General features: G+C 56.2%; 18 protein-coding genes. 6 read left to right on the forward strand and 12 right to left on the reverse strand.

Translation table 11 applies throughout. The features are described from left to right. Window positions 1-45 precede the first annotated feature (45 nt). The 3 genes from ACGY09_RS13015 to ACGY09_RS13025 all read right to left on the reverse strand — a co-directional run bounded on the left by ACGY09_RS13015 (window position 46) and on the right by ACGY09_RS13025 (window position 3362). Window positions 46-510 carry a hypothetical protein gene (locus tag ACGY09_RS13015; RefSeq protein ID WP_373649813.1) on the reverse strand — a complete coding sequence of 155 codons (465 nt, stop codon included), beginning with the start codon at window positions 508-510 and terminating at the stop codon, window positions 46-48. 901 nt (window positions 511-1411) lie between these two features. Beyond that, on the reverse strand, window positions 1412-1768 hold the full coding sequence (locus ACGY09_RS13020; RefSeq protein WP_397571876.1) for an Hpt domain-containing protein: 357 nt from the start codon (window positions 1766-1768) through the stop codon (window positions 1412-1414). A gap of 79 nt (window positions 1769-1847) precedes the next feature. Continuing rightward, window positions 1848-3362 carry a sigma-54-dependent transcriptional regulator gene (locus tag ACGY09_RS13025; protein ID WP_397571836.1) on the reverse strand — a complete coding sequence of 505 codons (1515 nt, stop codon included), beginning with the start codon at window positions 3360-3362 and terminating at the stop codon, window positions 1848-1850. Between the two features lie 485 nt (window positions 3363-3847). Here ACGY09_RS13025 and ACGY09_RS13030 point away from each other — a divergent pair, with 485 nt between their 5' ends. Further along, on the forward strand, window positions 3848-6784 hold the full coding sequence (locus ACGY09_RS13030; RefSeq protein WP_397571837.1) for a PAS domain S-box protein: 2937 nt from the start codon (window positions 3848-3850) through the stop codon (window positions 6782-6784). Window positions 6785-6927: 143 nt separating this feature from the next. Here the strand turns inward: ACGY09_RS13030 and ACGY09_RS13035 are convergent, their stop codons facing one another. Next, complete coding sequence (locus tag ACGY09_RS13035) at window positions 6928-7803, reverse strand: SDR family oxidoreductase (protein WP_397568064.1); 876 nt, start codon at window positions 7801-7803, stop codon at window positions 6928-6930. 423 nt (window positions 7804-8226) lie between these two features. Here ACGY09_RS13035 and ACGY09_RS13040 point away from each other — a divergent pair, with 423 nt between their 5' ends. Both ACGY09_RS13040 and ACGY09_RS13045 read left to right on the forward strand, forming a co-directional pair. Continuing rightward, window positions 8227-9186 carry a DUF1571 domain-containing protein gene (locus ACGY09_RS13040; RefSeq protein WP_397568065.1) on the forward strand — a complete coding sequence of 320 codons (960 nt, stop codon included), beginning with the start codon at window positions 8227-8229 and terminating at the stop codon, window positions 9184-9186. 585 nt (window positions 9187-9771) lie between these two features. Further along, window positions 9772-10227, forward strand: a complete 456-nt coding sequence (locus ACGY09_RS13045) for a hypothetical protein (RefSeq protein WP_397568066.1) — start codon at window positions 9772-9774, stop codon at window positions 10225-10227. A 748-nt stretch (window positions 10228-10975) separates the two neighbouring features. Here the strand turns inward: ACGY09_RS13045 and istB are convergent. Both istB and istA read right to left on the reverse strand, forming a co-directional pair. Then, window positions 10976-11755, reverse strand: a complete 780-nt coding sequence (gene istB / locus ACGY09_RS13050; RefSeq protein WP_397568067.1) for an IS21-like element helper ATPase IstB — start codon at window positions 11753-11755, stop codon at window positions 10976-10978. A gap of 1 nt (window position 11756) precedes the next feature. Further along, window positions 11757-13319, reverse strand: coding sequence for an IS21 family transposase (gene istA, locus ACGY09_RS13055; RefSeq protein WP_397568068.1), 1563 nt, complete (start codon window positions 13317-13319; stop codon window positions 11757-11759). Window positions 13320-13710: 391 nt separating this feature from the next. Between istA and ACGY09_RS13060 the strand changes: the two genes are divergently transcribed. Next, entirely contained in the window at window positions 13711-14532 is an 822-nt protein-coding gene (locus ACGY09_RS13060; RefSeq protein WP_397568069.1) for a DUF4142 domain-containing protein, read from the forward strand. Between the two features lie 349 nt (window positions 14533-14881). Here the strand turns inward: ACGY09_RS13060 and ACGY09_RS13065 are convergent, their stop codons facing one another. From ACGY09_RS13065 to ACGY09_RS13090, 6 genes are all read right to left on the reverse strand, one after another. Then, entirely contained in the window at window positions 14882-16468 is a 1587-nt protein-coding gene (locus ACGY09_RS13065) for a hypothetical protein (protein WP_397568070.1), read from the reverse strand. 223 nt (window positions 16469-16691) lie between these two features. Further along, complete coding sequence (locus tag ACGY09_RS13070) at window positions 16692-18698, reverse strand: sigma 54-interacting transcriptional regulator (protein ID WP_397568071.1); 2007 nt, start codon at window positions 18696-18698, stop codon at window positions 16692-16694. 470 nt (window positions 18699-19168) lie between these two features. Further along, window positions 19169-20053 (reverse strand): hypothetical protein, encoded by an 885-nt coding sequence (locus ACGY09_RS13075; protein ID WP_397568072.1) that lies wholly within the window; start codon window positions 20051-20053, stop codon window positions 19169-19171. Beyond that, window positions 20038-20262, reverse strand: coding sequence for a hypothetical protein (locus ACGY09_RS13080; protein ID WP_397568073.1), 225 nt, complete (start codon window positions 20260-20262; stop codon window positions 20038-20040). The genes ACGY09_RS13075 and ACGY09_RS13080 overlap by 16 nt, the downstream gene beginning before the upstream one ends. A 191-nt stretch (window positions 20263-20453) precedes the next feature. Continuing rightward, the gene (locus ACGY09_RS13085) at window positions 20454-23666 is read right to left on the reverse strand and encodes an efflux RND transporter permease subunit (RefSeq protein ID WP_397568074.1); all 3213 of its coding nucleotides are present in this window, start codon (window positions 23664-23666) and stop codon (window positions 20454-20456) included. A 94-nt stretch (window positions 23667-23760) separates the two neighbouring features. Beyond that, window positions 23761-25068: an efflux RND transporter periplasmic adaptor subunit gene (locus ACGY09_RS13090; RefSeq protein ID WP_397568075.1), complete on the reverse strand. Its 1308-nt coding sequence runs from the start codon at window positions 25066-25068 to the stop codon at window positions 23761-23763. Between the two features lie 337 nt (window positions 25069-25405). Between ACGY09_RS13090 and ACGY09_RS13095 the strand changes: the two genes are divergently transcribed. After that, on the forward strand, window positions 25406-26056 hold the full coding sequence (locus ACGY09_RS13095; protein WP_397568076.1) for a TetR/AcrR family transcriptional regulator: 651 nt from the start codon (window positions 25406-25408) through the stop codon (window positions 26054-26056). A 144-nt stretch (window positions 26057-26200) separates the two neighbouring features. Then, entirely contained in the window at window positions 26201-26644 is a 444-nt protein-coding gene (locus ACGY09_RS13100; RefSeq protein ID WP_373649800.1) for a hypothetical protein, read from the forward strand. The last annotated feature ends 6 nt before the right edge of the window (window positions 26645-26650 follow it).

Consider the following 26650-nt stretch of genomic DNA (forward strand, 5'->3'; position numbering starts at 1 on the left):
ATTGTCTGAAGGGCGTGTCCGCCCTCTTCAATCACATGGACGAGGTTAATTCCGCCGTGCGATATTCAAGGCGTGACGAGCAGTCTGGAATGAGGTCGGTGCGCCACTGGGCACGCTCTTAAAGTCACCGCGAATGGCTTTCAGGGCGTAACGCTCATAATCGATTTCTGACGCTGTCCGCACACCTAGGCGCCGCAGAATGGTCAAGGGAGGGCACCAGCCCTGGACAGCGTGTTGCAACAAAAAACCCGATACGGCAGCGGGCAGGCAGAACCATCGTCGATCGACCGTGGCCCCTAATGCTAATCCGACAAGCGACACAATCGAAGCATTCGCTTCGAGCGTCCTTTCAACGTCCCATTCCTCATCGAGTTCGGCCAGCCGCTGCTCGATCGCCGCCGGACCGCGAGCGGCACACGACGCGACACTCTGCTCGGTCATCAATCGGATACGCTCGTTTACGTCGTCCGCCGTATTAACAGGAACACGTGCAACAGTAGATGCGATCATTGCGAGCTCCTCATGTCAAAAAGCCATTTCAGATCAAGCCGATGGGGACAAGCCGACTCAGTGAGTTCCTCTAGACGCTGCCTGGGTGTGCCGCTTTCCCTATCGCCGGTGGAATGCATCGCAGCGTCCAGTCATTCCTTCACGAATCGGGAGCAAACGTCGCACCACTTCTATGAACCATGTCATTGATGTCCACGCCGATTGGACCGAAGTTTGCTACCCCTTGCTGAACAGGGATGTTGTTCTACGTCAGCAACTGGCGGTATCAACCCCGGCGTGACTTTGCAGAAGGAATGAGACCAGATGATCAGAATCTTCATGAGCTTTCCGTGGCTAACCGTAATTACATTTGCGCAGCTGGTTCTGCAGGCGGTATCGCTGATCATTTAGCGACGGAGGCGACTCCGCTCGCCACGCGCGTGTGGTCACGAAAAAGGGCGAGGTTCTATTGAGCACCCCGGGTTCGCAAGTCGATCCCACAACTCAGCAGAGCGTCGCCCTTAGCACTCTGATACATGCATGCCTGAGGATTCTCCATCGCACGGAGTGAGTCAGAGCCTCAGCCGATCTGCATCTGAACATTTTGTCTTGTCGTGAGCCCCTCGTAGGTTCCCAACAGGAATACCTGGGTTCGAGATAAGGGGAGGGGAGCCAGCGAGCCGCAACACAACAGACATCAAGTGTAAAGCTGCACCGATCAAGGACCGGTCCCGAGCACCCACGTCAGAAGATTTCTGAACGGATTGACTGATTTAAATTCAGACTGCCCGAATCGTGCTCAACCCGTCTCCGCGCATTGCCAAAAGCAATCACCGCACCAAGCCAAAGGCCGAGGCGTTGTGTCAGTCCCCTTGAAGGCGTTGAGCAATCGCTCTCTATGATTGACCCGTTTCATCCCCAGTTACCGGGCGTAAGACTGCAGTTCAGCCACCAGCCGATGGAATTCCGATTGGAGCTGTCGAACAGTCTCAGCGACATGGAACTGATCCTCTTGCACGGCTTGCGATTCCACTGCAGCAGCCAGTTGCATGAACGGGATCGCTTCAAACGTTGAAGAGAGCCCTTTGAGGCTATGGGCCTTCATCGCCACGGTCGGCCAGTCTGCAATCGCCATCGCCTGCTGGAGTTGCGCCAACTGCGATGGCGCGTCTTCCAGGAAGAATCCAATGAGGGTTTTGAAAAGCGCCTCGTTTCCTGCCAACCGCTTCAGTGCAACTTGACGATTTGCGGTGGCATACCCTTGAGACATCGAGATCATTTTATTCACTCTGCTATCGTGACAGAAAAATGCGAGACTCCCGCAAACACTGTCGTGACGACGCAGGTCACAACAGCCCTTATTCGCCCGTTTCGAGATCTGACCGCACTTTACGTTCCATAGAGATGTTGAATGTGGCAATTCGATCGCGGATTTTCCCTCGGGTCACGCCCAGAATCTCTGCTGCCTGGCTCTGGTTTCCGTTGGTTTCCTGCAGCACGCGAGTGAACAGGTAGCGTTCAACGCGTTCAATGACCGAGTTATAAAGCTCTTTGGGATTTGACTTTAACTGTTCGTCGACGAATTGCCCCAAGTCCGCAATGGTCGATGTAGGTGAATCCTCGGGCGAGGCCGAACCCTCCGTCGGCGTCGGTGCCGCAGGGGTGGGCTTTGCCTGTACGGAGACAGGTTCGGCTGAACGATTTCGAGTCACCTCGCGAGGTAAGAATTCGGGGATAATGATGGGACCAATGGCGTTCAAGACGGCCTGCTGGACCACACTCTGCATTTCCCGGACATTACCCGGCCAACTGTAACTCATCAGTATTTCGAGACACTCGGGCGACATCCCCTCAATGTGCGTTTTATTGAGCGACTGGAGAGCGCGAGACAGAAAATACTTCAGCAGCAGCGGCACATCTTCGCGGCGCTGACGAACCGGAGGTAGAAAGATCGTCATGCCGTTCAAACGGTACAACAAATCTGCCCGGAACGCCTTCGACTCCACCATCTCTTCCAGCGGTCGATTCGTCGCGGTGATGACACGCACATCAGTGCCGATCGTTTCATTTCCGCCGACGCGTTCGAATCGCTGATCCTGGAGCAGGCGCAACACCTTCCCCTGGACAATCGGGGCCATATCGCCCACTTCATCGAGGAAAATCGTCCCCCCGTGGCATTGTTCGAACTTTCCGATGCGGCGGCGGTCCGCGCCCGTAAAAGCACCTTTTTCGTGCCCGAACAGTTCACTCTCCAGCAACGTATCGGGAAGCGCCGCGCAATTGATTGCCATGAACGGTGCGCCGCGACGGTGGCTATGCTGATAGAGCGCCTGCGCAACCAGTTCTTTCCCCGTACCACTCTCACCACGAATCAAAACGGGTACGTCCTGAGCCGCGACGCGTCCAATCGACTTGAAAACATCCAGAATTTCCGGGCTTCGGCCGACAAATAACTTTCCCGTTTGCTCACCGCTCGAGTCGACCGATAGCGCGACGGGAACACTCATCAGACGGCGGGAGTCGATCGCAGACTCGACCAGTCGATTGAGTTGGGGCAGATCAAGCGGCTTTGAAACGTAGTCGTAAGCACCTAACTGCATCGCTTCGATGGCGGTTGAACTTCCACTGTCGGCCGTCACAAAAATGACGGGCAGCCGACGGTCGATCGACTGAATGTCGCGAAGCACGTCTAACCCCGACCGCCCGGGTAACATGATGTCCAACAGTACGACATCCGGTTGGCGCTCGGCAACCAGCACCAAGGCTTGCTCAGCGGTCTCTGCGGTGGCGACTTCGTAATTGATCGACTCCAGTGTCTGCGTCAACATGTGACGCACACTTCGATCATCATCTACAACCAGAACCAATGCCATACGTAATCTCGTACGTGGGGAAGAGCGAGCCGAAGACTCAGGAGTATCAGTAGTGATATGGGACGTTTCGATCACACATGAAGGAGGGCCCATTGTAACCGATTGTAGCAAATAGACTAGCCGCCGGGGACCGGATCTCCCCGAAGCCAGGTCGCTTCTGTGGCGTGTTCTGCAAGATGAGGACCTGAAAAGGTACACGACCACTCAGCCCCCATGCCCGTTTTTGCAACACCACGGTCATCCCGGGTGTGGCGCTCCCCCGCGCAGATTTCCCCCCGACGGCACGTACTCTGCTACGACAACATTGCGAGGCCCTGCCCAACTTCCCTACCGCCACGGCCCCATTGGTGAATGACAATTCCCGGCAACCTCTTCTAGGTAATGAATAAGACACACCCCATGACAGGTAGTAATCTGCCCACTGGAACGCTACGTTCGGCCCGAAGACAGCTCGAACCAACACTGCTTCGCAGAAGGCACGGCCAATGAACGGGTTGCGGAAAAGGTTTTTAAGTCCCCATGCGACGGCAAATTTCGCACTCGTCCTGGTGGTGCTGGTACTTAACAGCTTCATCCTTCACAGTAACTCGATCGCACTGCATCAGGGACAAGAGGTCATTAACGGCAGTAGCGAAGCCATGCTTCAAAGTCGCGCTCTTCTCGCGACGTTCCTCGATGCCGAAACAGACGTACTGGGATTTGCAATTGCAGGTGACGAGAGGTTCCTGCGCGAGCACTCGGCCCGGCTGGCGAATCTCCCCGAACAGTTTCGTCGACTGAGTGAGTCCGTCACTGACCATCCTGTCCAGGTCGCAAGGGTCGCGCAAATCAGGGAGCTGGCAGAGGACCGGTTCGAACTGCTCCAGACAGTGATCGATGCGAGAGAGAAAGGATTTGATTCCGCCCGTGAGATTGTGATCACGGGCAGCGGGAAAACGCTCATGGATCAGGTTCGGCAGTTGATTGCTGAACTGGAAAAGGAACAGATTCGACTGAAGGGTGTCCGTAGCCAGGAACAGGATCATCGACTGTTCAAAGTTCTGTCCGCGAATCTCGCCGCCGTTTGTATCGGAACGGTTCTCACGATCGCGGCCTGGGGATTTGTTGACCGAGAACTGCAAAGACGCCGTCAGGCAGAAGCCACTGCTCTGTCTGAACGACAGAACCTGTGGGTCACCCTGACCAGCATCGGTGACGGGGTGATCGTTGCCGATGCTTCGGGACAGATCAAGCTGGCCAACCCCGTCGCCAAACAGTTGATGGGCGATCCGCTCGAAGTTGAGGGACGGTTCCTGCCGGAAATATTTTCTCTCATCGACGCCCACACGCGTGAGCCCATTGCCAACCCGTTCAACCAGGTGCTGACGGAAGGAACCTTCCCCCGCCGAACGGGTGACACGCTGCTGCGTCGAAGTGATTTTTCCGAAATCCCGATTGAAGAGAATGCCGCACCCATCCGGGATACGATGGGCAGAATCACGGGAGTCGTGTTTGTATTCCGTGACTGCTCGGAACGCTTACGACTCGAAAAAGAGAAAAACGAGCGTGAACGCCGCTTCCGACGGGTTTTCGAGACGCCCCTGATCGGAATTGCCATCGGAACCTCCGAAGGCAGCCTGCTGGAGGCAAATAACGCGTTTCTAGATCTCATTGGCTATCGCTTCGGAGAGTTTGATAATACGAAGCTAAGCTGGAGCGGTGTCCCTGTGAATCAGACGCCACTCGACCGAGCATCGTGGGACGAGCTTCGTGAGAAGGGTGTCTGCGGCCCGATTGAAAAAACATACTCTCGCAATGACGGCACCCGGGTCCCGGTGCTGATCTCTGCCGCGAGATTGATGAATGAGCTCGACCAGATTGTGGTCTTTATCACCGATCTGACGCAAAGCAAGAAGACCGAAGCAGCGCTGCGGGAGAGTGAGGCAAGGTTCCGAGTCCTCTCGGAATGCATGCCACAAAAGGTCTGGACGGCTCGCCCGGATGGGACACTGGACTACGTCAATCAGATGCTGCTGGAGTATACCGGGCTGACAGCCGAACAGATGACAGACAAGGACTGGCGCGAGCTGGTTCATCCGGACGATGTGGCCCATCACTTGAAGAAGTGGTCCCAGTCGCTGAAGAGCGGCAACATGTTTGAGATTGAAGAACGCTTCCTGAAACATACCGGCGAGTACCGCTGGCATCTCTCCAGAGCCCTGCCTCTCTATCGGCCTGACGGCCAGATTGCGATGTGGGTCGGAACGCATACGGATATTCACGACCACAAGTGTGCGGAGGAGGCGCTGCGGGAGGACCACATCCGGAAGGACCAGTTCCTCGCCCTCCTGGCGCACGAACTTCGCAATCCACTCGCCCCGCTGAGCAACGCCATCCAAGTCTTCTCGGCGGCCTATAAAGATCCCAATATCGCCGCGGATCTTCTGGACATCATGAGAAGACAACTCCGGCAGATGACGCGTTTAATCGACGACCTGCTGGACCTGTCCCGCATCACCACGGGAAGAATGCGGCTGCGCTGCGAAAAAATCAGCGTCGCCAGTGCGGTCGCCGCTGCGGTGGAGGGGGTTCAGCCAATTATCGCCGAGCGCCGCCATCAACTGACGGCGAAAGTCCCGCAAGAAGAAATCTGGATCGAGGCCGATCCGACACGACTGGCTCAGATCCTTACGAACCTGCTGCACAACGCGGCCAAGTATACGGACCCCGAAGGCCAGCTCTGGCTGACTGTGGAACGAGCAGGAAACGAAGCCATCTTCCGTGTCCGCGACAATGGATCCGGTATCGCCAAGGAGATGCTGAACAAAATCTTCGACGTCTTCATGCAGGTCGAATGGACACTGGACCGGGCTAACGGTGGCTTGGGAATCGGACTGACGCTGGTTCGCACCCTGGTCCAGATGCACGGCGGAACCGTCACTGCAGCCAGCGAAGGAGTGGGGCGCGGCAGCGAATTCACCGTCCGGCTTCCCATCAAGGAAGAACTGCAACAGCCTCCCAGGGAAATTACGGCGGCTCCACCGGAACCGACCACTCCCCTGCCAAAACTTCGGATTCTAGTCGTCGATGATGTCCAGGCATCCGCCAAGACACTGGCGATGATGCTGCAAGCGCTGGAGCAGGATGTGGAAACGACGTTCGACGGAATGTCCGCAATTTCGCTGGCAACAGAACAGAACTTTGACCTGATCTTCCTGGACATTGCCATGCCCCTCATGGACGGGCTGGAAGTCGCACGCCGGCTGCGAGCGATTCCGAAGCTCCGTACGACCAGGCTCGTCGCTCTGACCGGATTCGGGCAGAACGAGGACCGTACTCAAAGTATGAAGGCCGGGTTCGATGAGCACCTGACGAAACCCGTCAGCATGGACCTGCTGACCGATGTCATTCGCGGGGGCGTTCCTTCCCAAAACGGCGATTGACGTGCATTCTCCTTCTGATCGACCTGATTCTCGCCCTGCTAAACCAGGACGGATTCACGTCGTACGCTGCCAGAATCGATTCTGGCAGCGCAATGTCGCTCAGCAAGTGCGCCCCCCCTTCAGCAGACGCCGACGTTCCTGAATCAGCTCGCCCTGGTCTCACCCCCGAGGAGGGTCAGGACTTCCCCGCTGATGTAGCTTGAGTCCGCATTCGACGCAAAGAAGACGAATGCGGGCGCGACTTCTTCTGGCTGACCAGGCCGCTGCATCGGCGACTTCAGGCCATGCTCCGCCACATCCTGAGCGGGTTTGGATACCGGTTGCAGAACTGTCCAGATTGGCCCGGGAGCGACACAATTCACCCGTATTTTGCGGTCCACCAGATTCTGTGCCAGCGACTTGGTAAAAGCATGGATGGCCCCTTTGGTCGCAGCATAGTCGATCAGTGTCTTATTCCCCTCCAGACCGGTAATTGAACCGCAATTGATAATGCTTCCTTCTTCATTCATGTAGGGCAGGGCGGCCTGCGCCATGTAGAAGTACCCATAAATGTTCGTCCGAAAGGTCAAATCCCATTGAGCGTGAGTGATATCCTCCAACCGGTCAGCGGATTCCTGATAGGCGGCATTATTCACCAGAATATCGATCCGTCCCAAATCCCGAACGGTTCTCTCTACTGCCGAACGGCAAAACTCGGGATCCGTTACATCGCCCGGAATCAATAACGCCTTGCGACCTTCCTCCTCGACGGCATCACGTGTTTCCTCGGCATCCGACTGTTCGGCGGGCAGGTAAACGATCGCAACGTCGGCTCCTTCACGCGCGTAGAGTACCGCGACGGCGCGACCAATCCCTGAATCGCCCCCGGTGATCAGGGCCACTTTATCGAGCAGCTTCGCCGATCCGCGATAGCGTGGAGCCTTGTACTGTGGCAGTGGCTTCATCCGGGATTCCAGCCCGGGGTGCTCCTGCTGCTGCGCGGGCATGGGACTACCGGATGCGTACGGGATTTCAGTCATGATCTTTCCCCTGAAATTTGTGGTGCCTTAGTCTCAAACAGATTTTTACCGGTCCTCAGTAAGGTCGCTGAGGGAATGTTCTGTCGAAAAGGGAAGGCAAGTTTTGCGCCGACTGGAGGGGGTTCAGTGGGACGACCCGAGCTCACTGCCTATGACTTGAGGTTCGCATGAATGATTGTTCCCCAAAAGATGTTCATGGTCGAAGTAAGTGCAACCTGGTTCGAACAGGGGCACCTGTTGCAGCCCGGCATCGCTCGATTCACGACACTCCAAAGACCAGGAGACTCGCCTGCAAACTTCCCGAATCAGCGGTTTACAGCCTGATTCCATGAGGTTTTCTTCATTGGAACGGATATTGCGATTGACATCTGGCGACGGACTCACCGTCGACTAACAAGAGGTCAATTTCTCGGAACGATTCAAATGAAAATTATCACCTATCGCACACTAGGCATCCTCTCCGCGATGGCCTTCGGGACGATTGGTTGGTTGCCATTTGTCCAACTTGATACTGATACCGAAGTCCAGCTCCTGCGTCGCGTCCGTGCAGAAGAGGCACAGCGTGATCGGTTCGCCTTCAGGCCGGCTGAACGAGTTGCAGGGCAAAGTCGTGGTAGCACCGGTTTAGAGCGGGACGCCTCACCCTCGACAATGACGTTTGCTGAAGGTGATCCGCATGCAGTGCTGAAGAAAAAAGTTGATCTTCTGGAAAAAGGTTATACCTACCTGCAGGAGAAACCGGATTACACAGCCATGTTGACGAAGCAGGAAGTCGTCCAGGGGCAGTTGCTCGACGAGCAACGGATCTTGCTCAAGTGTCGTCACAAACCCTTCAGCGTGTACCTGAATTGGCATCAGGGAGATGTCGGACGAGAGGTGATTTACGTCGAAGGGAAGCACAATGGGAGGATGATTGCCCATGACGGGGGGTGGAAGTCTCGTATACCCGCGTTCTTCCTCGAACCAGACTGTGCTCTCGCAATGAGCGGTGCACGCTACCCGATTACCTCAGCAGGTCTGTTAGGACTCGTCGAAACCATGCTCAAGGCGCACCAAGAAGATCTCACAAAGCTGACCGTCAAATCATGTTCACACCTGGAAGATGGCGAGCTTGAGGGACGCCCCTGTCATGTCTTCCAGACAACGTACAAATCGCGAGAAATTTCTCCCACCTACCGAAAGTCGATTACTTTTATCGACAAGGAGTGGAACGTACCATGCCTGTCGAAGCACTATGAATGGCCCGCAAAGGAGGGTGCTGACGAGGCAAAGATCGACGAGGTAACTCTCATCGAGTTATACCACTTTTCCGAAATTCGCTTTGATCAGTCATTAAGTGATTCTGACTTTGATTCGACCAATCCCGAGTACCGTTTCCGATAACGATCAGGCAAAGCCTCTTCGTCCCGTCACGCTCGGTGACCGCTTACGCATCCCCGCAAGTTGCTCGGAACACAAACACCCCTGCAAGCCTCCGCTTGCGGGGGTGGTTCTATTTTGCCCATGCATTTAGCGCACCCCGGGCGGGCGGGATCTCCACTCACAGAATTGGGAGCCTTCAAGACACCATCACGCGGCTTCCCGGTGAACCTACGTCTGGTGATCTGATCTGCCTCACTTGAGACGGAAGCCTTCTTCTGTGTTCAGACCCCGGAGTTCCTGCCTCCCTTAATCCTCTCCACCTCCGCTGAGATTCGCCGAGGCATCGCACTTAGAGGCGATCCTTGTGGCGCGCTTGCTCTCGCTGCAGGAATGCCGTGCGTGAGCCGATGCCTGTTGGAGTGAAAGAAGACTGCAAGGAACAAGCCCCATCTGAATAACGGGCCCTTGGCATGCATCTTGCGAACGGTAGAAACTGGAGGCTCAACCGGGTCGCGAGTTTCGCGGCCGGTCAGTCTCAAGTGTGTTATGAACCGGCCTCAATGTGTGCCGGCCTTCTGGGTCTCGTACAGACCGTCAGGTGCAGTGATGAGCAGCCCGCTTCCTAATTGGGGTAATGTCGTAGGTGTCGCCTCCGACGGATGGAGCCTCAAGTCCGCGATTGATGAGCTCGGGTATCTCGGGTTCTCCGCGTCACAGGTTGGCATCGCCACCCATCAGGATACTGTACTCCAGATTCAAGTGATGGGAGACTCGGATTCGCGGACCACCGATCATCCGGGAATGACTCGAAGACTCCTGCTGATTTCCCGGCACTTCCCCGAAATCGATTCCGCGATCCTGGCAGGAACACTGGCGGCCAACCTCTCAAACTATCCCGACTCGAACCTTGCTGGCCTCCTAACATACATGGGGGTCCTGGGTGAAGCAGCCTCTCGCTATGAGCGGGACTTTCGCAAGGGGACCTCGCTGGTCACCGTGAACGCAGGCAGACGAGCGGCGATCGCGGGCCTGGTCCTTCAACGAATCAATGCGATGTCCTGACCGATTCAATCGCGATCGCTCCCTGGGAAATCCACTCTACAGCACGCACGAGTGCGCTTCGCGTACTTCAAACCTTGCCCTGTCCAGGGCCTACCCGTGTGCCTAGTCCATGAGGCTCCCAACCAAGTGCCTGGTATCATCAAGCCAGGCAGCGGATTACCCCGGCAGAAAGTCTCCGCTGTACATACGGTGATAGAACCGAGTGGTAGCTGTTGCGTCTCAAGAACTCTCCCATCGCGGATGTCGACTCGAGGGCTGCGGGGGATTTATTCAGTCCACAATCCGCGAACGTGGAACGGGCAGCATTGGCCGCTTGTCCATCGAGAACCGGCGCCGTCGGCACCTGAAAGGGCAGCTTCTTTTGGCAAGTTGCCTCACGGCGCGAGAGCGAGTCGCCTCGGACCAGAGAGCTCAACCAGTGGACCGCCCGAAGCCATCTCATCGGCTGTACCAGAAAAGGCATGTCGCCGAACGGGAGTGGTAAAGACCTTCCATTTACACCCCGCACCTCGCGAGCCGCGATGAAGCGTGCATTACATTACCCACAGCTTCGGGAACTCATCGCTATCAATTCAAAGCTACGCGAACAACTCATTTCACTAATAACCAGACCACACCTTCGGCCAGGAATCGGATGGACCAAAGTGGAATCCCCAGTGTCGATGGGCGCTTGAAACGATACCAGTCGTGGGCGCCTCAAACGATACCATTTTGAGTGGTTCTGTCTGAAATGGTTCCGTTTGCCCTCTTATTCTTCGGTCTTGGACCCGGTGGGCGCTTTGGTACTTTTTGAACCTTTTTCAGAATTCTCTAATCGATAACTTTTGCCGGTGATTTGCACGATCTCCGCGCGATGAAGGAAGCGGTCAAGAATGGCCGTGGCGCTGGGGACATCACCGATCAACTTGCCCCAATCATCCAAGGGGCGATTGCTCGTCATCATGGTCGAACGAAGTTCGTGGCGGCGCATGATGATCTCGAAGAGGTACTCGCCGGATCGCTTCGGCAACTGCTTCATTCCCATGTCATCAACGATCAACAGATCGGGCTTGAGGTATCGCTGCAGGATCCGTTCGTGGCCCTCCATCGCCTCGTCGTGAAGGAAGTCGCGGACCGTGTCAAAGATCGAGCGGTAGTACACTGTAAAGCCGGATCGGATCGCAGCGACACCAATCGATTGGCAGAGATGGCTCTTCCCTGTCCCAGGAGGTCCGAGCCAGAGTACATCACGTTTGTCTCGAATGAAGTGGCAGGTCGCCAGATCGAAGATTCGGTTCTTTTTGATCGAGGAATTGAAACCAAAATCAAAATCTTCCAACCGCTTCACATCACGAAAACAGGCTGACGTGATTCGGCGTGAGATCTGTCGGCCATCCCGCACGAGTAATTCATCTTGAAGGATCAACTCTAAGAACTCGCGGTGCGTGAGGCCACGACTCGAGGCCTCATGCAATCGAATTTCCAGGGAATCGCCCAATCCCGATAGTCGAAGCTTCTTGAGCATGTTTGTTAAACCATCAGACATCATCTTAGTCTCCGTGAAGGGAACGTTGAATAAAATCGCTGTACTCCGACACCGATCGGATGATCGGATGGTCGCCCACGAACTCCATGGTCTGCTGTTGGGCGGCTGTTTGGTTCTCCAGCAGCCGCTTGATCACGCGATAGTTGAACGCCTGGCTGCGCCAGGCCGTGTCGCACGCTCGATCGATTTGTTCCGTCTGATATTTCTTCGTGAGACTCAACAATCCCTGAAGGACTCGAGCTGCGGGAATACCGCGAGCCTCAATCGTGGCTTCCGCCCAACGCGCTGCGTGAGGCCCTAAAAATCGCACTTTTCGTAGCGTATATTCGAGCCCGCGCTCGATCATGTGAGTCTTCGAAGGATGGATGTGTTCGTTCAATGTGCTGAATCGGCCAGCTGGTTTCGTGCAGTGGACCGTGATGCTTTCCATGCGTTGATTCAGGATCCGAACCGTCTGACTATTCCAGCGGACCCAGACATCGTGACCCAGGTACTCCGGTGGAACCGAGTAATAGGCCCGTTCAATCGCAATGTGACCGTCGCGAGAAACTTTGCGCTGTTCCTCGTGATAAAACGGGAATCGATCTTTCGGAAGCGGTTTTAAACAAGGCTTCTCGGTACTCTCGAAGGCCACTCCGACGTGTTTCTTCGTCGTTCCATGAATCCGCGTATCGGCGACCGTCTTCTCCCAATGATCCAAGTGGCTATTCTGCTGTGCCAGGCTTTCAAAGGTTCTTCCCTTCAAGGCATTCTCTTGCACATAGTCCACGCCGCGTTCGACCTTCCCCTTATGCCGAGGTGTCGCTGGTCGGGTGGGCAGTAGCACGAAGCCGTAGTGTTTGCAGAACTCGTTGATCTTGGGATGCAGTTCCGGATCGTACCAGTCGGCCTTCAGCACGACACATTTGGCGTTATCGAAGACGACGGTTTTCGGAACACCTCCCAGTCTCCAAAACGCATTCTCCAAACTGCGTATGAAGCTCTCGGTGGTCAAACGCGTCACCGCTTCTGTATAGCCCTTTCGCGAATAGCTGAGGACCGCCCGAAAGACATGGGTCTTGCGTAACGTTCCTGTGTGATCAGGGCACGGGCGACCCGCTCCAAAGTCGACCTGAAGCTCCCAGCCCGGATCGACTTCGATTCGCCGAAACGGCAATTCCCGTGACGTTCCCAGACGCTTCACAAAGCGACGGACCGACCAGTATTTTCCTTCAAAGCCGTTTTCTTCCACCAAATCCTGATAGATCCGCTGAGCGTCCAGACCCTGCTCCAGCTTCGACAAAACGACATCACGAAAGGGCTCGCAACGGCTCCGGGAAACGCCCTCTGCAACGTGATTGGCCGGCTCGTCCGACCCGGTGGGCGCCGTGGTATCGTTTGAACCTTCCGACCCGGTGGGCGCTTTGCCGGTGGGCGCTTTGGTATCGTTTGCCCCGATTTCCGACAAATGACGCCGAACAGCGTTTCGAGAAACTTCCAGAGCCAATGCGATTCCACGCTCCGACATCCCGCTCGCGTGTAACTGCTGAATAGATAAGATCTTGTCCATGCCCAGTTGATAAGCCATTGCGTCCCCATGCACTCGTTTTCTGTGAAGAAAATGAGTCACGAGACAACAAAAGCCCCTTTGTCTTCAACTGGTACCTTTTGAAGCGCCCTTCACTGGTATTGTTTGGGCGCCCACTGACACCCAGAGTCGATGTGAAACTGCCGGGCATCGGATTGCAAGGTCTTATGTTCAACTCCATGACCCGTAAACGAGTCCATGCCGAAATTAGGGACCGTAGTTTGTCATGACCCACCTGTGATAAAGGTGAGTCATAAGTTCCCCTTCTCCGTCACAGTCTGCACACCCCGGCATTGACTTTGCACGAAAACCACTAGACCCGAGAGATTGATTGAAGTGTTCAATCTCTTTTCTCAGTGCCACCTTCTCAATGTGATCGGAATGGAGAATCATGATGCGAAAATGGATTAGCGTTAGCGCATGTAGTGCAGCTTTGTGTCTTTGCAGCGTTAGCGGAGCCCAGCAGACAAATAACAATGCACCGCCACAAACAACGCCCAATCGATCGGATGCCGCCACACAGCACGACCAGCGGTCAGACTGGAAGTCCGCCGACCACACATTGGCAACGTGCGTCGCGATAGCAAATCAGGAAGAGATCGCGATCGCCAAGTTCGCACAGGAGAAAGCACGCAGCTCGGACGTGAAAGAGTTTGCGAAGATGCTTGTGAAAGACCATCAGGCCTTTCTTGAAAAGCTGGAAAAATTTGCCCCGGAAGCCGCTCGAGACGGCTCTCTGCATGAAAAGCATGAACCCTCCACCAACGATAAAACCCGCGCTGGCGCAGACAAGACCACGGGGGTCGAGGCTAAGGTCGGTCTGGCAGGCGGGACCGTGAAAGCATCAGCTGGCAAGGTTCAGCAGACCGCAGGTACCGAAGAAACGGCTGACCGGCATCATGGAGTCAACTTCATTCAGTTGCATCGTGAGATCGCGGCAGAATGCGTCCGCAACGCAAAGGAGATGCTGACCGAAAAAGAGGGAGACAAGTTCGATGAATGCTTCGTGGGACATCAGATTGCCGCCCACGCCGCAATGAAGACCAAACTGACCGTGTTTGAACGTCACGCTTCAAGCGAACTTAAAGACGTCCTGGCGAAGGGTGCCGAAACCACCGAACGCCACATGAAGAAGGCGGAAGAGCTGATGAAAGAACTGGCCCATGCGGACAGTTCTTCCAAGCGAGATTCTTCCAGTTCAAAGAAGGACTAGTTGAGCGCCGACCGGAATACGGCCGATAGGCCCAAGACAGGGTTTTGACACAAAGGGGAGAGGGTACATCTCCCCGGATCGCTGGACGAATCAAAAGAGTGCGGGAGGACAGCGCGTGAGAGGCCACTCTGACGCGCTGTCTTTTCGTTCCATCCCTGGCTCCACGCGAAATCAGGCATCCCTGCGGTTCTTTTTCCGCTCGACGCAAGCGGTGGCGGGTGCGATACCCGCCGCTGACAGACAGCAGGCGAATGAGGAATTTCCGCCAAGCGAAAAGTCGTGCGATCAGCAGCTCTCTCATGCCGCTTATTCAAAGGCTATGCGCGACCTCCCAGTCACCTGATCACACCTATTCTTCACCCACCGAGGTCGCAAAAGTCGCAGGGGACTTCACGAACGTCGCGTAGTTTTCCTGGTTGCCGAACAGGTAGAGGCGTCCCTGGAACCAGGCTGCATAGTCCAGCGTCCCCTCCACGACGTCCTTGTCTCGTCCGAGTGCAACGACATCCGCACCATAAGCCGCAGGAGCGTAGAACGCCGGATTGTCTGCAAATCGATCGCGTGCTTCCTCGCTGGCGAAGTGGAACTTCTGACCCCGGAAGGTCGCCTGAAATTCAGGTTTGGCATCTCGAAGTTCCCGGCGATCCTTCAAAGTAACGGGACAGAACCCCTTCAGGCCTTTCATTCCAAAACGGGACCGAATCCGCCGCATTTTCTCTGTATAGGATTCGCTCGAACCTTCAGGGATGATCGATCCCTGACTGTCGAATGCAGGAATGAGTGCCGGACGCCCCTCATCAGGTGCGGGAAGGGCGAGGGGCGACGGTGGAGTCCCAATATCTTCCAGTGGCGGTTCAATGAAAGCCTTGCCCTGCACGGCAAACGGATCTTCTTCCTCCGAAGATCCCGCCAGGTCCTCCGTCAGATCTTGCTGATCTGGAAGAACGAGTTGCCCCATTTCCTCCCCTTCCGCGTCATCTTCCGTCTCTTCCGCTTCCTGCTCCCGCCGTGAGAAGGGGTTGAGCCGTTCAGGAGAAGGAGTAGGTTTCTCTGTTCCAAAAGAGAGTGCGCGCGGTGACGAGTCCAGCGGCAAGGGAGGAAGTTCTGCGTCATCAGAGAGGTCCGGCAGAGCAGGTAGGTCACGATCCAGCTCTAGGAGAGGGTCCTCATCGGCGTCATCCAGGCCAAACTCGTAGGAGGAGGGGGGAGGCGGGACAGGCGGAATGGGGGCCGCGTCCTCCGGAACCGGCAGCAAGACCGGCTTCGACCCTGTCTTCTGTGCGTTCGTAGACAGTTTGGCTGTCGATTTGCCCCCTGACGATCCATACCGGGTCGAGTTCGATCGCGATGACGGTGACCGATCACCGGATGCAGGCGGGACATTCGGAATCGTCCCCTGCGAATCGGATGACGCGGACGAGTTCGACTTTTTCTTTGAGAAGGGATTCAGCTTTTTGAAGAAACCGCGGATCGGTTTTGGCCGCTCCTGTGCCTTTTCGGCCTCTTCATCATCTTCATAGTCCGCTTCATCCGAAGAGGAACTTCGTGCCGGTGTCGATCGCGAGCGGGAGGTGTTCGCTCCGAAAGACAACTGCGTCGGCTGGACGTTCGCTGGCCCCAGATCGTCCTGTTCCGATGGAGCAGCCGGGACCACTTGAGGCGTTCGCGCCAGGGGAGTCATCGGCTGGACGTTCATTTCCGGCATTTCGCGGCCATCTTTTTCGTACAGCATCTCCAGCTGTCGCTGAACCTCGGTCTTGCCGTCGCCAGTCGCTTTCACTGGACTTGTCCCCGCACCTGATCGAGGGGGATTCTTTGCGTTCGTAAAGACGGGGTTTTTGGATTGTCCGTACACCGTCATTGACTGCGACAGCAGGCCTGCTGTCGCCGCGCTGAGCAAGCAGACTCGCACGCTGAAATCCATCCGACTGCGCATTACCATCTCCTCACATCTGGCCGGCGATCCATCCGCAGACTCTGCCGGTCGACTTCCGACAACGGACAATTCACGGACGACATAGTGATCGTCGCAACGGCTCGCCGGAGTGTGAGGGTTCCAAGGGTTGAATCCGAAATTCAACTCGCAGCACCAAATTGTGTGGCACGATCAGAAGAACAAAAACAAGCTTCGCCAATCGCCCATCTTGCCAGAATCAGCATTAAACCATGTCGTCCGGAAAGTCGACATCGTCGTCCTTCCCCCCAGCCTCGCTCATCCCCAGTTGGCGCATCTTGCGGTAGAGATTCGATCGATGCAGTCCCAGCAACTTGGCCGCTTCACTCATATTCCCTTTCACCCGCTTAATTGCCTTGCGAATGAAATTTTGCTGGAACCCGTTCGTGGCTTCGTTGAGACGCATGTCCACAGAGGGTTCGAAGACATTCAACTGTTCGGGACTGAGAATGAATGCCAGGTCGTCGACTTCGACGGTATCGCCTGTCGCCAGAAAGGCGACGCGTTCCATCAGGTTCCGTAATTCTCGCACATTGCCGGGCCAGGCATGGGCTTGCAGGCGCTTTCGTGCCTCAGGCGACATCTTCAGGTTGGGGCGGCGGGCCTGAGTAGCGAACAGATTCAGAAAATGATCGGCAAGTGGCAAAACGTCATCCGCCCGCTCTCGCAGCGACGGAAGATCCAGCGTGACCACGTTTAAGCGGAAATACAGATCCTCACGAAACTTCTTCGCCCGAACCGCATCGGCCAAATGAGCATTCGTGGCGGCGATCACTCGGGCATTGATCGGTATCGAAAGAGATCCCCCGACGCGGGTGATCACTTTCTGCTCAAGCACCCGCAGCAGTTTGGCCTGCCCACCGGGACTCATGTCACCGATCTCATCCAGAAAGATCGTTCCCCCCTCGGCGATTTCAAACTTGCCGCGATGCATCTCGCGCGCGTCAGTGAAGGCCCCTTTTTCGTGGCCGAACAATTCACTCTCAAGCAGCGTCTCTGTCAGCGCCGCACAGTTGACGGCCACGAACGGACGGTCGGACCGGGGCCCCTGATAATGCAGGGCCTGCGCGACAACCTCCTTGCCGGTTCCACTCTCGCCCAGAATAAGAATCGGAAGGTCCGTAGCAGCAAGTCGGCGAATGGTACTTCGCATTGCCTGCATCGCCGGACTGTCGCCGATGATGGTCGCCCCCTTGGTCACCTGCTGCGTCAACTGGTGATGCGACCTGAGCAACGACTCACGCTCACGCGTGTTCTGGAGCGCCACCGCAACCTGAAGCGACAGGTCGGCAAGCGTGATTTCGTCTTCTTCAGTGAAGGACCCCGAGTTTTTGTTGATGACCTCGAACGCCCCCAGCAGTTTCTTGTCCGAACCGTAAAGGGGACCGCACAAAAGGTTACGCGTTTTGTAACCGCTGGCGTTGTCCACTTTTCGGCTGAACCGTGGATCGTTGTAGGCATCGTCGATTCTCAAGGTCACCCCTTGATGAATCACCTCACCGACGATTCCGGTGTTATCAGGAAGCCTGAGCGAGTTCCCTTCAACCCCCAGCGCCGGGCAGGCGACGAGCTCGTGATGCTCTTTGTCCCAGATGAAAATACTGGCACGATCGCATTCCAGCAGCCGAGTCGCCTCTTTGGCAATCAACTGCAGCAGCGGCTCCGTTTCATGAACGGCAGACAGATTCAAGGAAATCCGCAGAATGCTCTGAAGTTGATCGATTCTCCGCACGGACTGACTGCGACGAGCGAGAAAGTCGAGACACGCACCAATCGCCTTCGCCATTAGCATGGCTGACGGCAGTGCATCATCAGGAAAGCTGCGGCCGGCAAATGTCAGCACGGCGCCGGTATGACTGCGGCTGGGAACGGGCGTCGCAGCAAGGTAGGTCCCCGGAACGCTATCCAGCGAGGCGACTACTCCCGCATCGCGGTCGAGCACATCCATCAACAGGCTTTTCGGCATTTCGGCCAGACCGATGCGGCCATGCTGGCTCACGGCAACCCAATCAGGATTGCGCATAAAAAAGCCGACGGAGTTCGCGGCAAGTTCACCCGCAATCTCGGGAAGTTGATCCCGCAGGAATTCCGCTGCGGAATTCGCCGGTACTGCACGAGCTACGAACTGTTCGACCGCTTGCAGCACACGAATCGCGTCGTCGGCCTGAATCGACTGAGAAACCTGTTGCCACGCAATCCATTTTGTGGGCACGAACGGGCTCGCTTTCCAGCAAAACAATAGGCCCATCGAGCGATCAGAGAGTCTGCCGGAAGGACGTCAACTCGCGAAACCCGGTTCCGCAGTCAGACATCAGGACTTGAGTTGAGCGGTCGTAAGGGAATTGCTCCCATTCCCGCACTCAGATCATCCCTCCAGAACCTCAAATCATCAGTCAGCGACTGATGTCAATTCGATGGCTATTGAAACGAATATTTCCATAATCTGACGAGAGACAGATCGATATGATAACATTCGGGGGTGATGATGCCACTCAAGCCGATCAGCTTCCCGTGAGATTGCGGCGAATATCTCTGCGCGGGGCGATCTGGAATTGCTCCGTTTTTTCACTCTCCATCACGGGTGGACGAGCCCGAGAAGTGCCGCCGCAGGAGCATGGCGACTGATCACACTGAAGTCGACAAGCCCCTTTGGACGTGCGTAAAACACGACTGCGGAAAGGATTAGATTCGCTTAAACGTGTTCATCCGAAAAACGGGAAGCTGCCGCGAGTCACCTGTTGTCCCGTCGAGCTCTCCCTCACACCGAATCAGATCGCCAGATCTCAATCGGCCGAGAGCAGGGGTGTCCGCCAGCGTGATCACTCCCCCGAGCTGATCCGAAGCAGAAGGGTTTTTATCGTAAATCACGATCCACTCTTTCGTCGATTCGTCGTAATCGACGGACCCTTCGACCCAGCGGAATTGAGGATGATGTCCCCCATTGCGTACCGGCTTACGAGCCGTCCGACCGAATTCTCGGCTGTATTGAATACCACTTGTCTCGTCATCTTCTTCCCCGGACGCCTGACGAATCTCCGGTTCTTCGAACTCGATCTCCTGATCGTCCGAATTCACGGTGGACTCTTCGTCGTACGCCTGAGTGCGCCGTCGGCTTTCCTGCTGAGTGAAAGGTGTGCTGTCCTCACTTGGGTCGAAGTGGCTGGTCGGAGTCAGCGTGCTGCGATTTGTTCCGCGTTCTGACGGATCATCTTCCGGCAGCGGAACCGCGTTTCGCCCGCGAGGCGATTCCGGCTCAGGACTGAACGTGGGCGAGTTCCCGTTAGTGGGTGCCTCATACGTCGGAGTCGGCGTCGAGTAACCTGGTGGCGACAGAGGGGTCGGAGTCGTGACGCCTGGCGAATTGCCTGGAACGTACGGCGCGCCGTTCAGGGGAGCCGTATATGTCCCCCCGGGTTGATAGACCGGACCACTCGGGTAACTACCAGATGGCTGGGCCGGGACAACGTATGGACTGCTTCCGTACGTCCCCGGTGGATAACCGTGAAGCATACAGCCTGAGGCCATAAGGGTGAGTAGACCAACCGACATAATCAAACGGCAATGCATACGACCAGTCCTTTGGGAACTGACTTCGAACTGTCGACGCACCCGTCGCCCCCCAGCGTCGGACGGCCGGGATTGTAAGGATGCAGCCAATCGTGTCCATACCGGTTCGGCAGGATTTGCCAGTCGTAAAATTCGCACTCCTGCTGCATCTGCCATTCCGACCGAGTGGCACAGCCCAGCAGAACGTGTCGTCCCCTGATCGCTGGCATGGATCGCGTCATGCACGTTGCGCAAGACGCAAACGACTACGCCCCGAGTCTCCGGTTGGGACAACTCAGGCTTTGTCATCTGACCCAAACAAAACGAGCATGGCAACCGTTCCCGATTGCCATGCTCGCCACAGGTCACTGACCAACGTTTCTACGTTCTGGTTCGCTCGTTCGACCAATCTTCCTGCGAATCAATGCTGAGAGCTCGACGCAACGAGCACCGGGCGTACTTCGGCGTGTGAGCCAGCGGGATCATGAGGGACAGAGGCCCCGTCTTGGGGTTGATCCTTTTTTCGGAACTCAGCCATTCGCTGCATCAGTACATAGAACACAGGAACGAAGAAGACTGCCAGTACCGTCGCCGCAATCATCCCCCCGAACACTGCGGTTCCCAATGCCCGTCGGCTTGCCGCACCGGCCCCCGTCGCGTTGATCAACGGAACGATCCCGAGGATGAACGCAAACGAAGTCATCAGAATCGGTCGGAACCGCATCCGGCTGGCTTCGACCGCAGCATCGATGATCGATCTGCCTTTCATGCGCAGTTCGCGAGCAAACTCCACAATCAGAATCGCGTTCTTACTTGCCAGAGCAATAATCAGGACGATTCCAATCTGCGTATAGATATTGTTATCCATCCCGCGGACCCAGACAGCGATCACAGTCCCCAGCAGCGCCAGTGGCACGACCATGATGACCGCCGCCGGCATCAGCCAGCTTTCGTACTGGGCGGCCAGTACGAGATAGACCATGAGCACCCCCAGAGCAAAAACGTAGATCGCCTGCGATCCGACCAGTTTTTCCTGGAGCGACATCCCCGTCCATTCGTAACCCATGGAGGAGGGAAGTTTGGCTTCGGCCATCTGCTCCATCAGTTGCAGTGCCTGTCCCGAACTGACGCCCGGAGCAGCCGCTCCGTTAATCGTCGCGGAAGGAAACAGGTTGTAACGAGGGACAATCTGCGGCCCGAGCGTCTTGCGAATCGTCGCCAGTGTCCCCAGCGGGATCATCCGACCTTCGCGGTTACGGACTTCCAGTCGACCGATGTCTTCCGGATGTAAGCGGAACTGCTGATCCGCCTGCACGCGAACCTGATAGGTCTTTCCAAATTTATTGAAGTCGTTCACGTAGGCCGAACCGAGTGCCGCCTGCATCGTGCCGAAGATCGTATCGAGAGGCACCCCAAGGCTTTTGGCTTTGACCCGGTCGATATCGACATAGATCTGGGGAACACCAGAGCGGAACGTCGATTGAACACGGCTTAAGCTGGTCTGACCTCCCGCTGCGTGCACCATTTCCTGTACGACGCTTTGCAGTTCCGGCAGCCCGACACCACCGCGATCTTCGATCTTCATTTCAAATCCCCCGGCGACCCCCAAACCACGGATCCCTGGAGGTGGAAACGCCAGAATCATTGCCTCGCGCACGGACTGAAACTGCCCCATCAGGTTGCCAAGAATGGCATCCTGGCTGAGTTCCGGATGGTGGGCCCGATCTTCAAAGGAGGTGAAGGTAATGAACATCGTGGCCGCGTTCGAAGTCACCGACGAATCCAGCAGCGACATCCCCCCCAGCAAGAACCAGGTCCGCACGCCGGGAGTCTCGGCCAGAATCGCGTTCACCTTGCGGGTCACTTCGCGAGTACGCTCTTGTGATGCCGCATCAGGAAGCTGGATGGCAACGATCGCGTAGCCCTGATCTTCCGTGGGCACGAAGCCGGTCGGAAGCTGTACGAACCACCATCCCGTCAACCCGACCAGCCCGACAAAGAGGAGCATCATCAGTACGATCTGCCGCACCGCAACTTTCACGATCGCCGTGTAGACTCCTTCCGTCCAGTCGTACACACGGTTAAAGACGCGGTAGAAGAGATTCTTCTTCTCAGGAGTTGGCCGCAGATACACGGCACATTGAGCCGGCTTGAGCGTCACTGCGTTTAACGCGCTGATCACGGCGGTCGCGGCGATGGTGAGTGCGAACTGGCGATAGAGCTGACCAGTGATCCCCCCCATGAATGCGGTGGGAAGGAACACGGCCATCAGCACAAGCGTAATCCCCATCACCGGCCCGATCACCTCGCCCATCGCGACAATCGTCGCGTTTTTGGGACTCAGTTTATCATGGTCAATGTGGTGCACTGCGTTTTCGACGATCACGATGGCGTCGTCCACAACGATACCAATGGCAAGCACCAGACCGAAGAGCGTCAGCATGTTAATCGAGAAGCCCAGGGCCCCCATGGCGGCAAATGCGCCAATCAAGGTCACCGGGACGGTCGTTGCAGGAATCAGCGTGGCTCGCCAGTCCTGCAGGAAGACCAGAATCACCACCAGCACCAGCACGCCTGCTTCGGCCAGTGTCTTATAAACCTCATGAATCGACTCATCGACGAAGATTGTCGTATCGAAGGGAATCTCGGACTTGATCCCCTCGGGGAAGTTCCGTTCGAGTTCATGCATCGCTTCTTTGACGTTCTCGGCCACGCGAAGTGCGTTTGCTCCGGGCAACTGATAGACGAGCAAGCTGGCGGCCGGACGTCCACCGATTTCACACCACTGGTCGTAGGTTTGAGCCCCCAGTTCGACGCGGGCGACGTCCTTCACCCGGGTCACTCGCATCCCGGAGCGATCGTCCGAAACTGACTTGATGATGATATTTTCAAACTGAGACGGATCGCTCAACCGCCCCTGAACCATCACGTTGTACTGAAAGCCCTGTTCACGGGGAGTGGGCGCCTGGCCTACCTGCCCCGCCGCAACCTGCACATTCTGTTCGCGAATCGCAGCCAGAACGTCTTCCGTGGTCAGGTTACGTGCCTTCAGCGAATCCGGGCTGATCCAGATTCGCATGCCGTAAGTACCGCCACCAATGACCTGCACATCGCCAACCCCATCCAGCCGAGTCAGCGCGTCTTTGACTCGCAAAGTCGCAAAGTTACTCAGATACAGGTCATCATAGGTTCCGTCTGGCGAAATCAGTGACGCAACGAGAGTGATGTTCGTCGATTGTTTCTTGGTCGTGACCCCTTGCCGCTGCACTTCCTGAGGAAGTCGCGGCATCGCGACGGCAACACGGTTCTGGACCAGAACCTGAGCGTCGTCGAGGTTCGTTCCCACCTCGAAGGTGACGGTCAGCGTGTAAGAGCCGTTACTCGAACAGGACGAGGACATGTAAAGCATGTTCTCGACACCGTTAATTTCCTGCTCGATGGGGCCTGCGACCGTATCGGAAAGAACTTCCGCATTGGCACCTGGATAGACCGCCGCCACTTGCACGGTAGGGGGTGTAATTTCGGGATACTGCTCAATCGGCAGCGAGATCCCCGCAACGATACCGACCAGCATCGTGACGATGGCGATCACATTGGCGAAGATCGGCCGCTCAATAAAGAACTTCGAGAACATAATCGTCTGCTGGCAAGAGGTACGGGGCGACCATAAGAATTACGCGGTCATGCTGCGAACTGGACAACGACGGCGGTACAGGAATAAATCCCGATCAACGTCGACCAGCACCTGTCGTTAACGACACGGTCGCGGGCGCGGGCTCTGTTTTCGGAGAGACCTTGGCACCAGGTCGGGCTCGCAATAATCCGTCGACGATCAATTGGTCACTTAACGAAATCTGTCCTTCGACGACTCGCAAGCCATCGACAGAGACACCCGTTCGCACGGGGCGGTATTCCACGGTCCCATCCGCCGCGACCACCAGTAGATACTGGCCCGACTGATCTGTTCCGAGCGCCCGCTCGGGAACCAGCAGGGCATCCACTCGTTCAACGACAGGAATTCGCATCCGCACGAACATTCCGGGGAGCAAAGTTCGGTCATCGTTCTGGAACACGCCTCGCACACGTAGCGTGCCGGTCCCGGCATCAAGACCGGGATCCGTGTAGTTAATCTGGCCCTGTGCAGGGAACCCGTTTTGACTGGCCAGCCCCAGTTCAACAGGAACTGGCTCGGCCTCGGAATCGGTGCTTTCGGATCCGAATTTTGTCAGCGCGGGGGTCCGCAGAACATCGGATTCGCTGATCGTCGCGTAAGCGTAAATGGGATTCATCTTGACGATGGTGGCAAGTACCGATGATTGCCCGTCACCGACCAGATTTCCGATATCGACATTGATATGACTGATCCGACCATCGATCGGTGCCGACATGCGGCAGTAGCTGAGATCCAGCTGCGCATTCTGAACCGCGATCTTGGCTGACTCGACCTGCGCTTCGCAGGTCAGAATGGTGGTCTCGTAGGTGGCCAGTGCCTGCTCCAGATTCGCCTTCGCCGATTCCAGATCGGCATCGCGTGACTTGCGTGTCGAGGATGCCTGATCCATGTCTGACTCAGTTGCGATCTGCTTCTGGAACAGTCCGCGAACGCGCTGTTCTTCCTGGCGTGCCAGTCGCACTTCCGATTCACTCAGATTCACACGAGCTCGAGCCACTTCGCGAGATTTCGAAACTGTGGCCTGCTGCAGGGCCGCTTGTGCTTCGCGCAGGCGCGTCCGGGCGGCATCCAATTGGATCTGGAAGGTCTCTTCGTCGATCACCAGAAGCAGTTGGCCTTTCTTCACTTCGGCACCTTCCACGAAGTGCTTCTCTTTCAGAAAGCCTTTGACGCGAGCCCGGATCTCAACCGTCTCCATCGGCTGCGTCATACCGCTGAATTCCAGATACTCGGTCACCGTCCGTTTGATCGGATTACTGACGGTCACTTCGGGAGGGGGAGGCTCGATATAGGCATTCGGCGCACCGCAGCCCGCAGCAGCCATCGCCAGCCAAAGGGCCATTCCCGTCTTTCGTATAGACACGATTCGTCTCCCAGTTAGAATTGACCGCCCGGTCAATACAATTGACCGAACGGTCAATATCTTATACATGGATGAACGTGCGTCAATCCTGGTTTGACCGTCAGCACCCCAACAAGCCGCATCATCAATTACGGGTTACGTGTGAAGCCCCCGCAAGACTGTGCACGATGCAAACCAGGGTGGGACAGTCACGCCAGGCACTTGGTTCGCACTCCTCCCTGATAATTCACAAACGCCTGTGGAAAAATATGTTGCGGCGAGACGATTGGTGTACACTTCTTGACACCATTGGCCTGTCGTTTTAGCATTTGTCTCCCGATTCGAACTGGAGTTCCCCATGACGCAGGTGAGTCGACGCGTTCGAGACCCTGACGCCGTCCGCACGACCGTTCTCGACTCTGCGCTGGAATTGTTCGCACGACATGGCTTTGCCGATACGTCGCTGCGTGAGATTTCTCGCCATTCAGGGGTCTCGCACCCTCTGATCCTGCACCACTTCGGTAGCAAGGAAGAACTCTATTCGTCAGTGAAGCGTAGAGTGGTAGAGGGCTACGCGCAGCGATTTCCCGCCGCAGCCCGCGCGATCAATCGTCCCATCAATCTGCGTGCAGAGATGAAGCGGATTCTGACCTATGTCGGGGAAAATGAACTCGCCATGAAGCTCTGCGCGCGAACGCGCGTTGATGGAGACCACCAGGTCTGGCCGGGCGAACCAGACCTTCTCAACCTGATCCGGCAGCGGATCGAAGTGGCACAACAGAAGAAGCTCATCCGCGACGACCTGGATGCCCAGCAGCTCAGCGTCATGATTCTGGGGATTGTCTTCTTCTGGCTCGACAACCGCCTGCATTTCGCTGAGCGGTTTGGTAAGCCTGTTGACAATGATTCTTATATCGACACAGCAGTCAAAATGATCGAAGAGGGACTGCTCGTCCGCACTCCCAAAAGAACTGGCAAACACAAATCTTCGCCTGATCTTGATCCGTGATGCGGTAAAAGCCGTTAGTATTCTTCCTTACCTCAGCAACGGGAGACGGCAGCAACCGGAATGGACGAGGTTCGTGCGCGACGCTGGCTCGACCGTCAACATACCAACCCGCCACACCACACCCCCTCTACAAGGCGAGTGAGCATGCGAAACCCTCCTGATCCCACCACATCTGTCAACGCGGCGGGAAGACTGGTGGCGGGAACATTCGGGTTTGCCTTCGCAGGAATTGGGATTTCCGTTCTTGCTTTTCTCTGGCTGACACCATTCAACACTTTTGGATCGCCACCCCTGTTCTTCCGAGTCTTCGGCTCGTTCATCGCTTTGATATTCGTCGTCATGGGAGGAACCACGTTCCTGGCGGCTCTCAAGGGGGGATCGATGTTGAGCCCCGCAGACCTGCACCGAGAGAGACCGGACTCCCCGGCGGTTAACACGAGTGAGCGTCCTCCAACTCACCCGGTCTATTCTTGTACCAATTGTGGTGCACATCTGGGAAAAGGAGCGGACGTTTCCCCGCTGGGTGACGTTAAATGCCCGTTCTGTCACAAATGGTTCAACATTCATCGCCCGATGAATCAGTCGTAAACGACG

Source organism: Schlesneria sphaerica, assembly GCF_044336245.1.
Lineage (GTDB): Bacteria > Planctomycetota > Planctomycetia > Planctomycetales > Planctomycetaceae > Schlesneria > Schlesneria sphaerica.

Coding starts and splice junctions, on each gene's coding strand:
- ACGY09_RS13065 (WP_397568070.1), bottom strand. CDS start 16,468: ATGCGCAGTCGGATGGATTTCAGCGTGCGAGTCTGCTTGCTCAGCGCG.
- ACGY09_RS13030 (WP_397571837.1), top strand. CDS start 3,848: ATGAACGGGTTGCGGAAAAGGTTTTTAAGTCCCCATGCGACGGCAAAT.
- ACGY09_RS13095 (WP_397568076.1), top strand. CDS start 25,406: ATGACGCAGGTGAGTCGACGCGTTCGAGACCCTGACGCCGTCCGCACG.
- ACGY09_RS13025 (WP_397571836.1), bottom strand. CDS start 3,362: ATGGCATTGGTTCTGGTTGTAGATGATGATCGAAGTGTGCGTCACATG.
- ACGY09_RS13035 (WP_397568064.1), bottom strand. CDS start 7,803: ATGACTGAAATCCCGTACGCATCCGGTAGTCCCATGCCCGCGCAGCAG.
- ACGY09_RS13015 (WP_373649813.1), bottom strand. CDS start 510: ATGATCGCATCTACTGTTGCACGTGTTCCTGTTAATACGGCGGACGAC.
- istB (WP_397568067.1), bottom strand. CDS start 11,755: ATGATGTCTGATGGTTTAACAAACATGCTCAAGAAGCTTCGACTATCG.
- ACGY09_RS13085 (WP_397568074.1), bottom strand. CDS start 23,666: ATGTTCTCGAAGTTCTTTATTGAGCGGCCGATCTTCGCCAATGTGATC.
- ACGY09_RS13040 (WP_397568065.1), top strand. CDS start 8,227: ATGAAAATTATCACCTATCGCACACTAGGCATCCTCTCCGCGATGGCC.
- ACGY09_RS13060 (WP_397568069.1), top strand. CDS start 13,711: ATGATGCGAAAATGGATTAGCGTTAGCGCATGTAGTGCAGCTTTGTGT.
- istA (WP_397568068.1), bottom strand. CDS start 13,319: ATGGCTTATCAACTGGGCATGGACAAGATCTTATCTATTCAGCAGTTA.
- ACGY09_RS13080 (WP_397568073.1), bottom strand. CDS start 20,262: ATGCCAGCGATCAGGGGACGACACGTTCTGCTGGGCTGTGCCACTCGG.
- ACGY09_RS13075 (WP_397568072.1), bottom strand. CDS start 20,053: ATGCATTGCCGTTTGATTATGTCGGTTGGTCTACTCACCCTTATGGCC.
- ACGY09_RS13045 (WP_397568066.1), top strand. CDS start 9,772: ATGAGCAGCCCGCTTCCTAATTGGGGTAATGTCGTAGGTGTCGCCTCC.
- ACGY09_RS13100 (WP_373649800.1), top strand. CDS start 26,201: ATGCGAAACCCTCCTGATCCCACCACATCTGTCAACGCGGCGGGAAGA.
- ACGY09_RS13020 (WP_397571876.1), bottom strand. CDS start 1,768: ATGATCTCGATGTCTCAAGGGTATGCCACCGCAAATCGTCAAGTTGCA.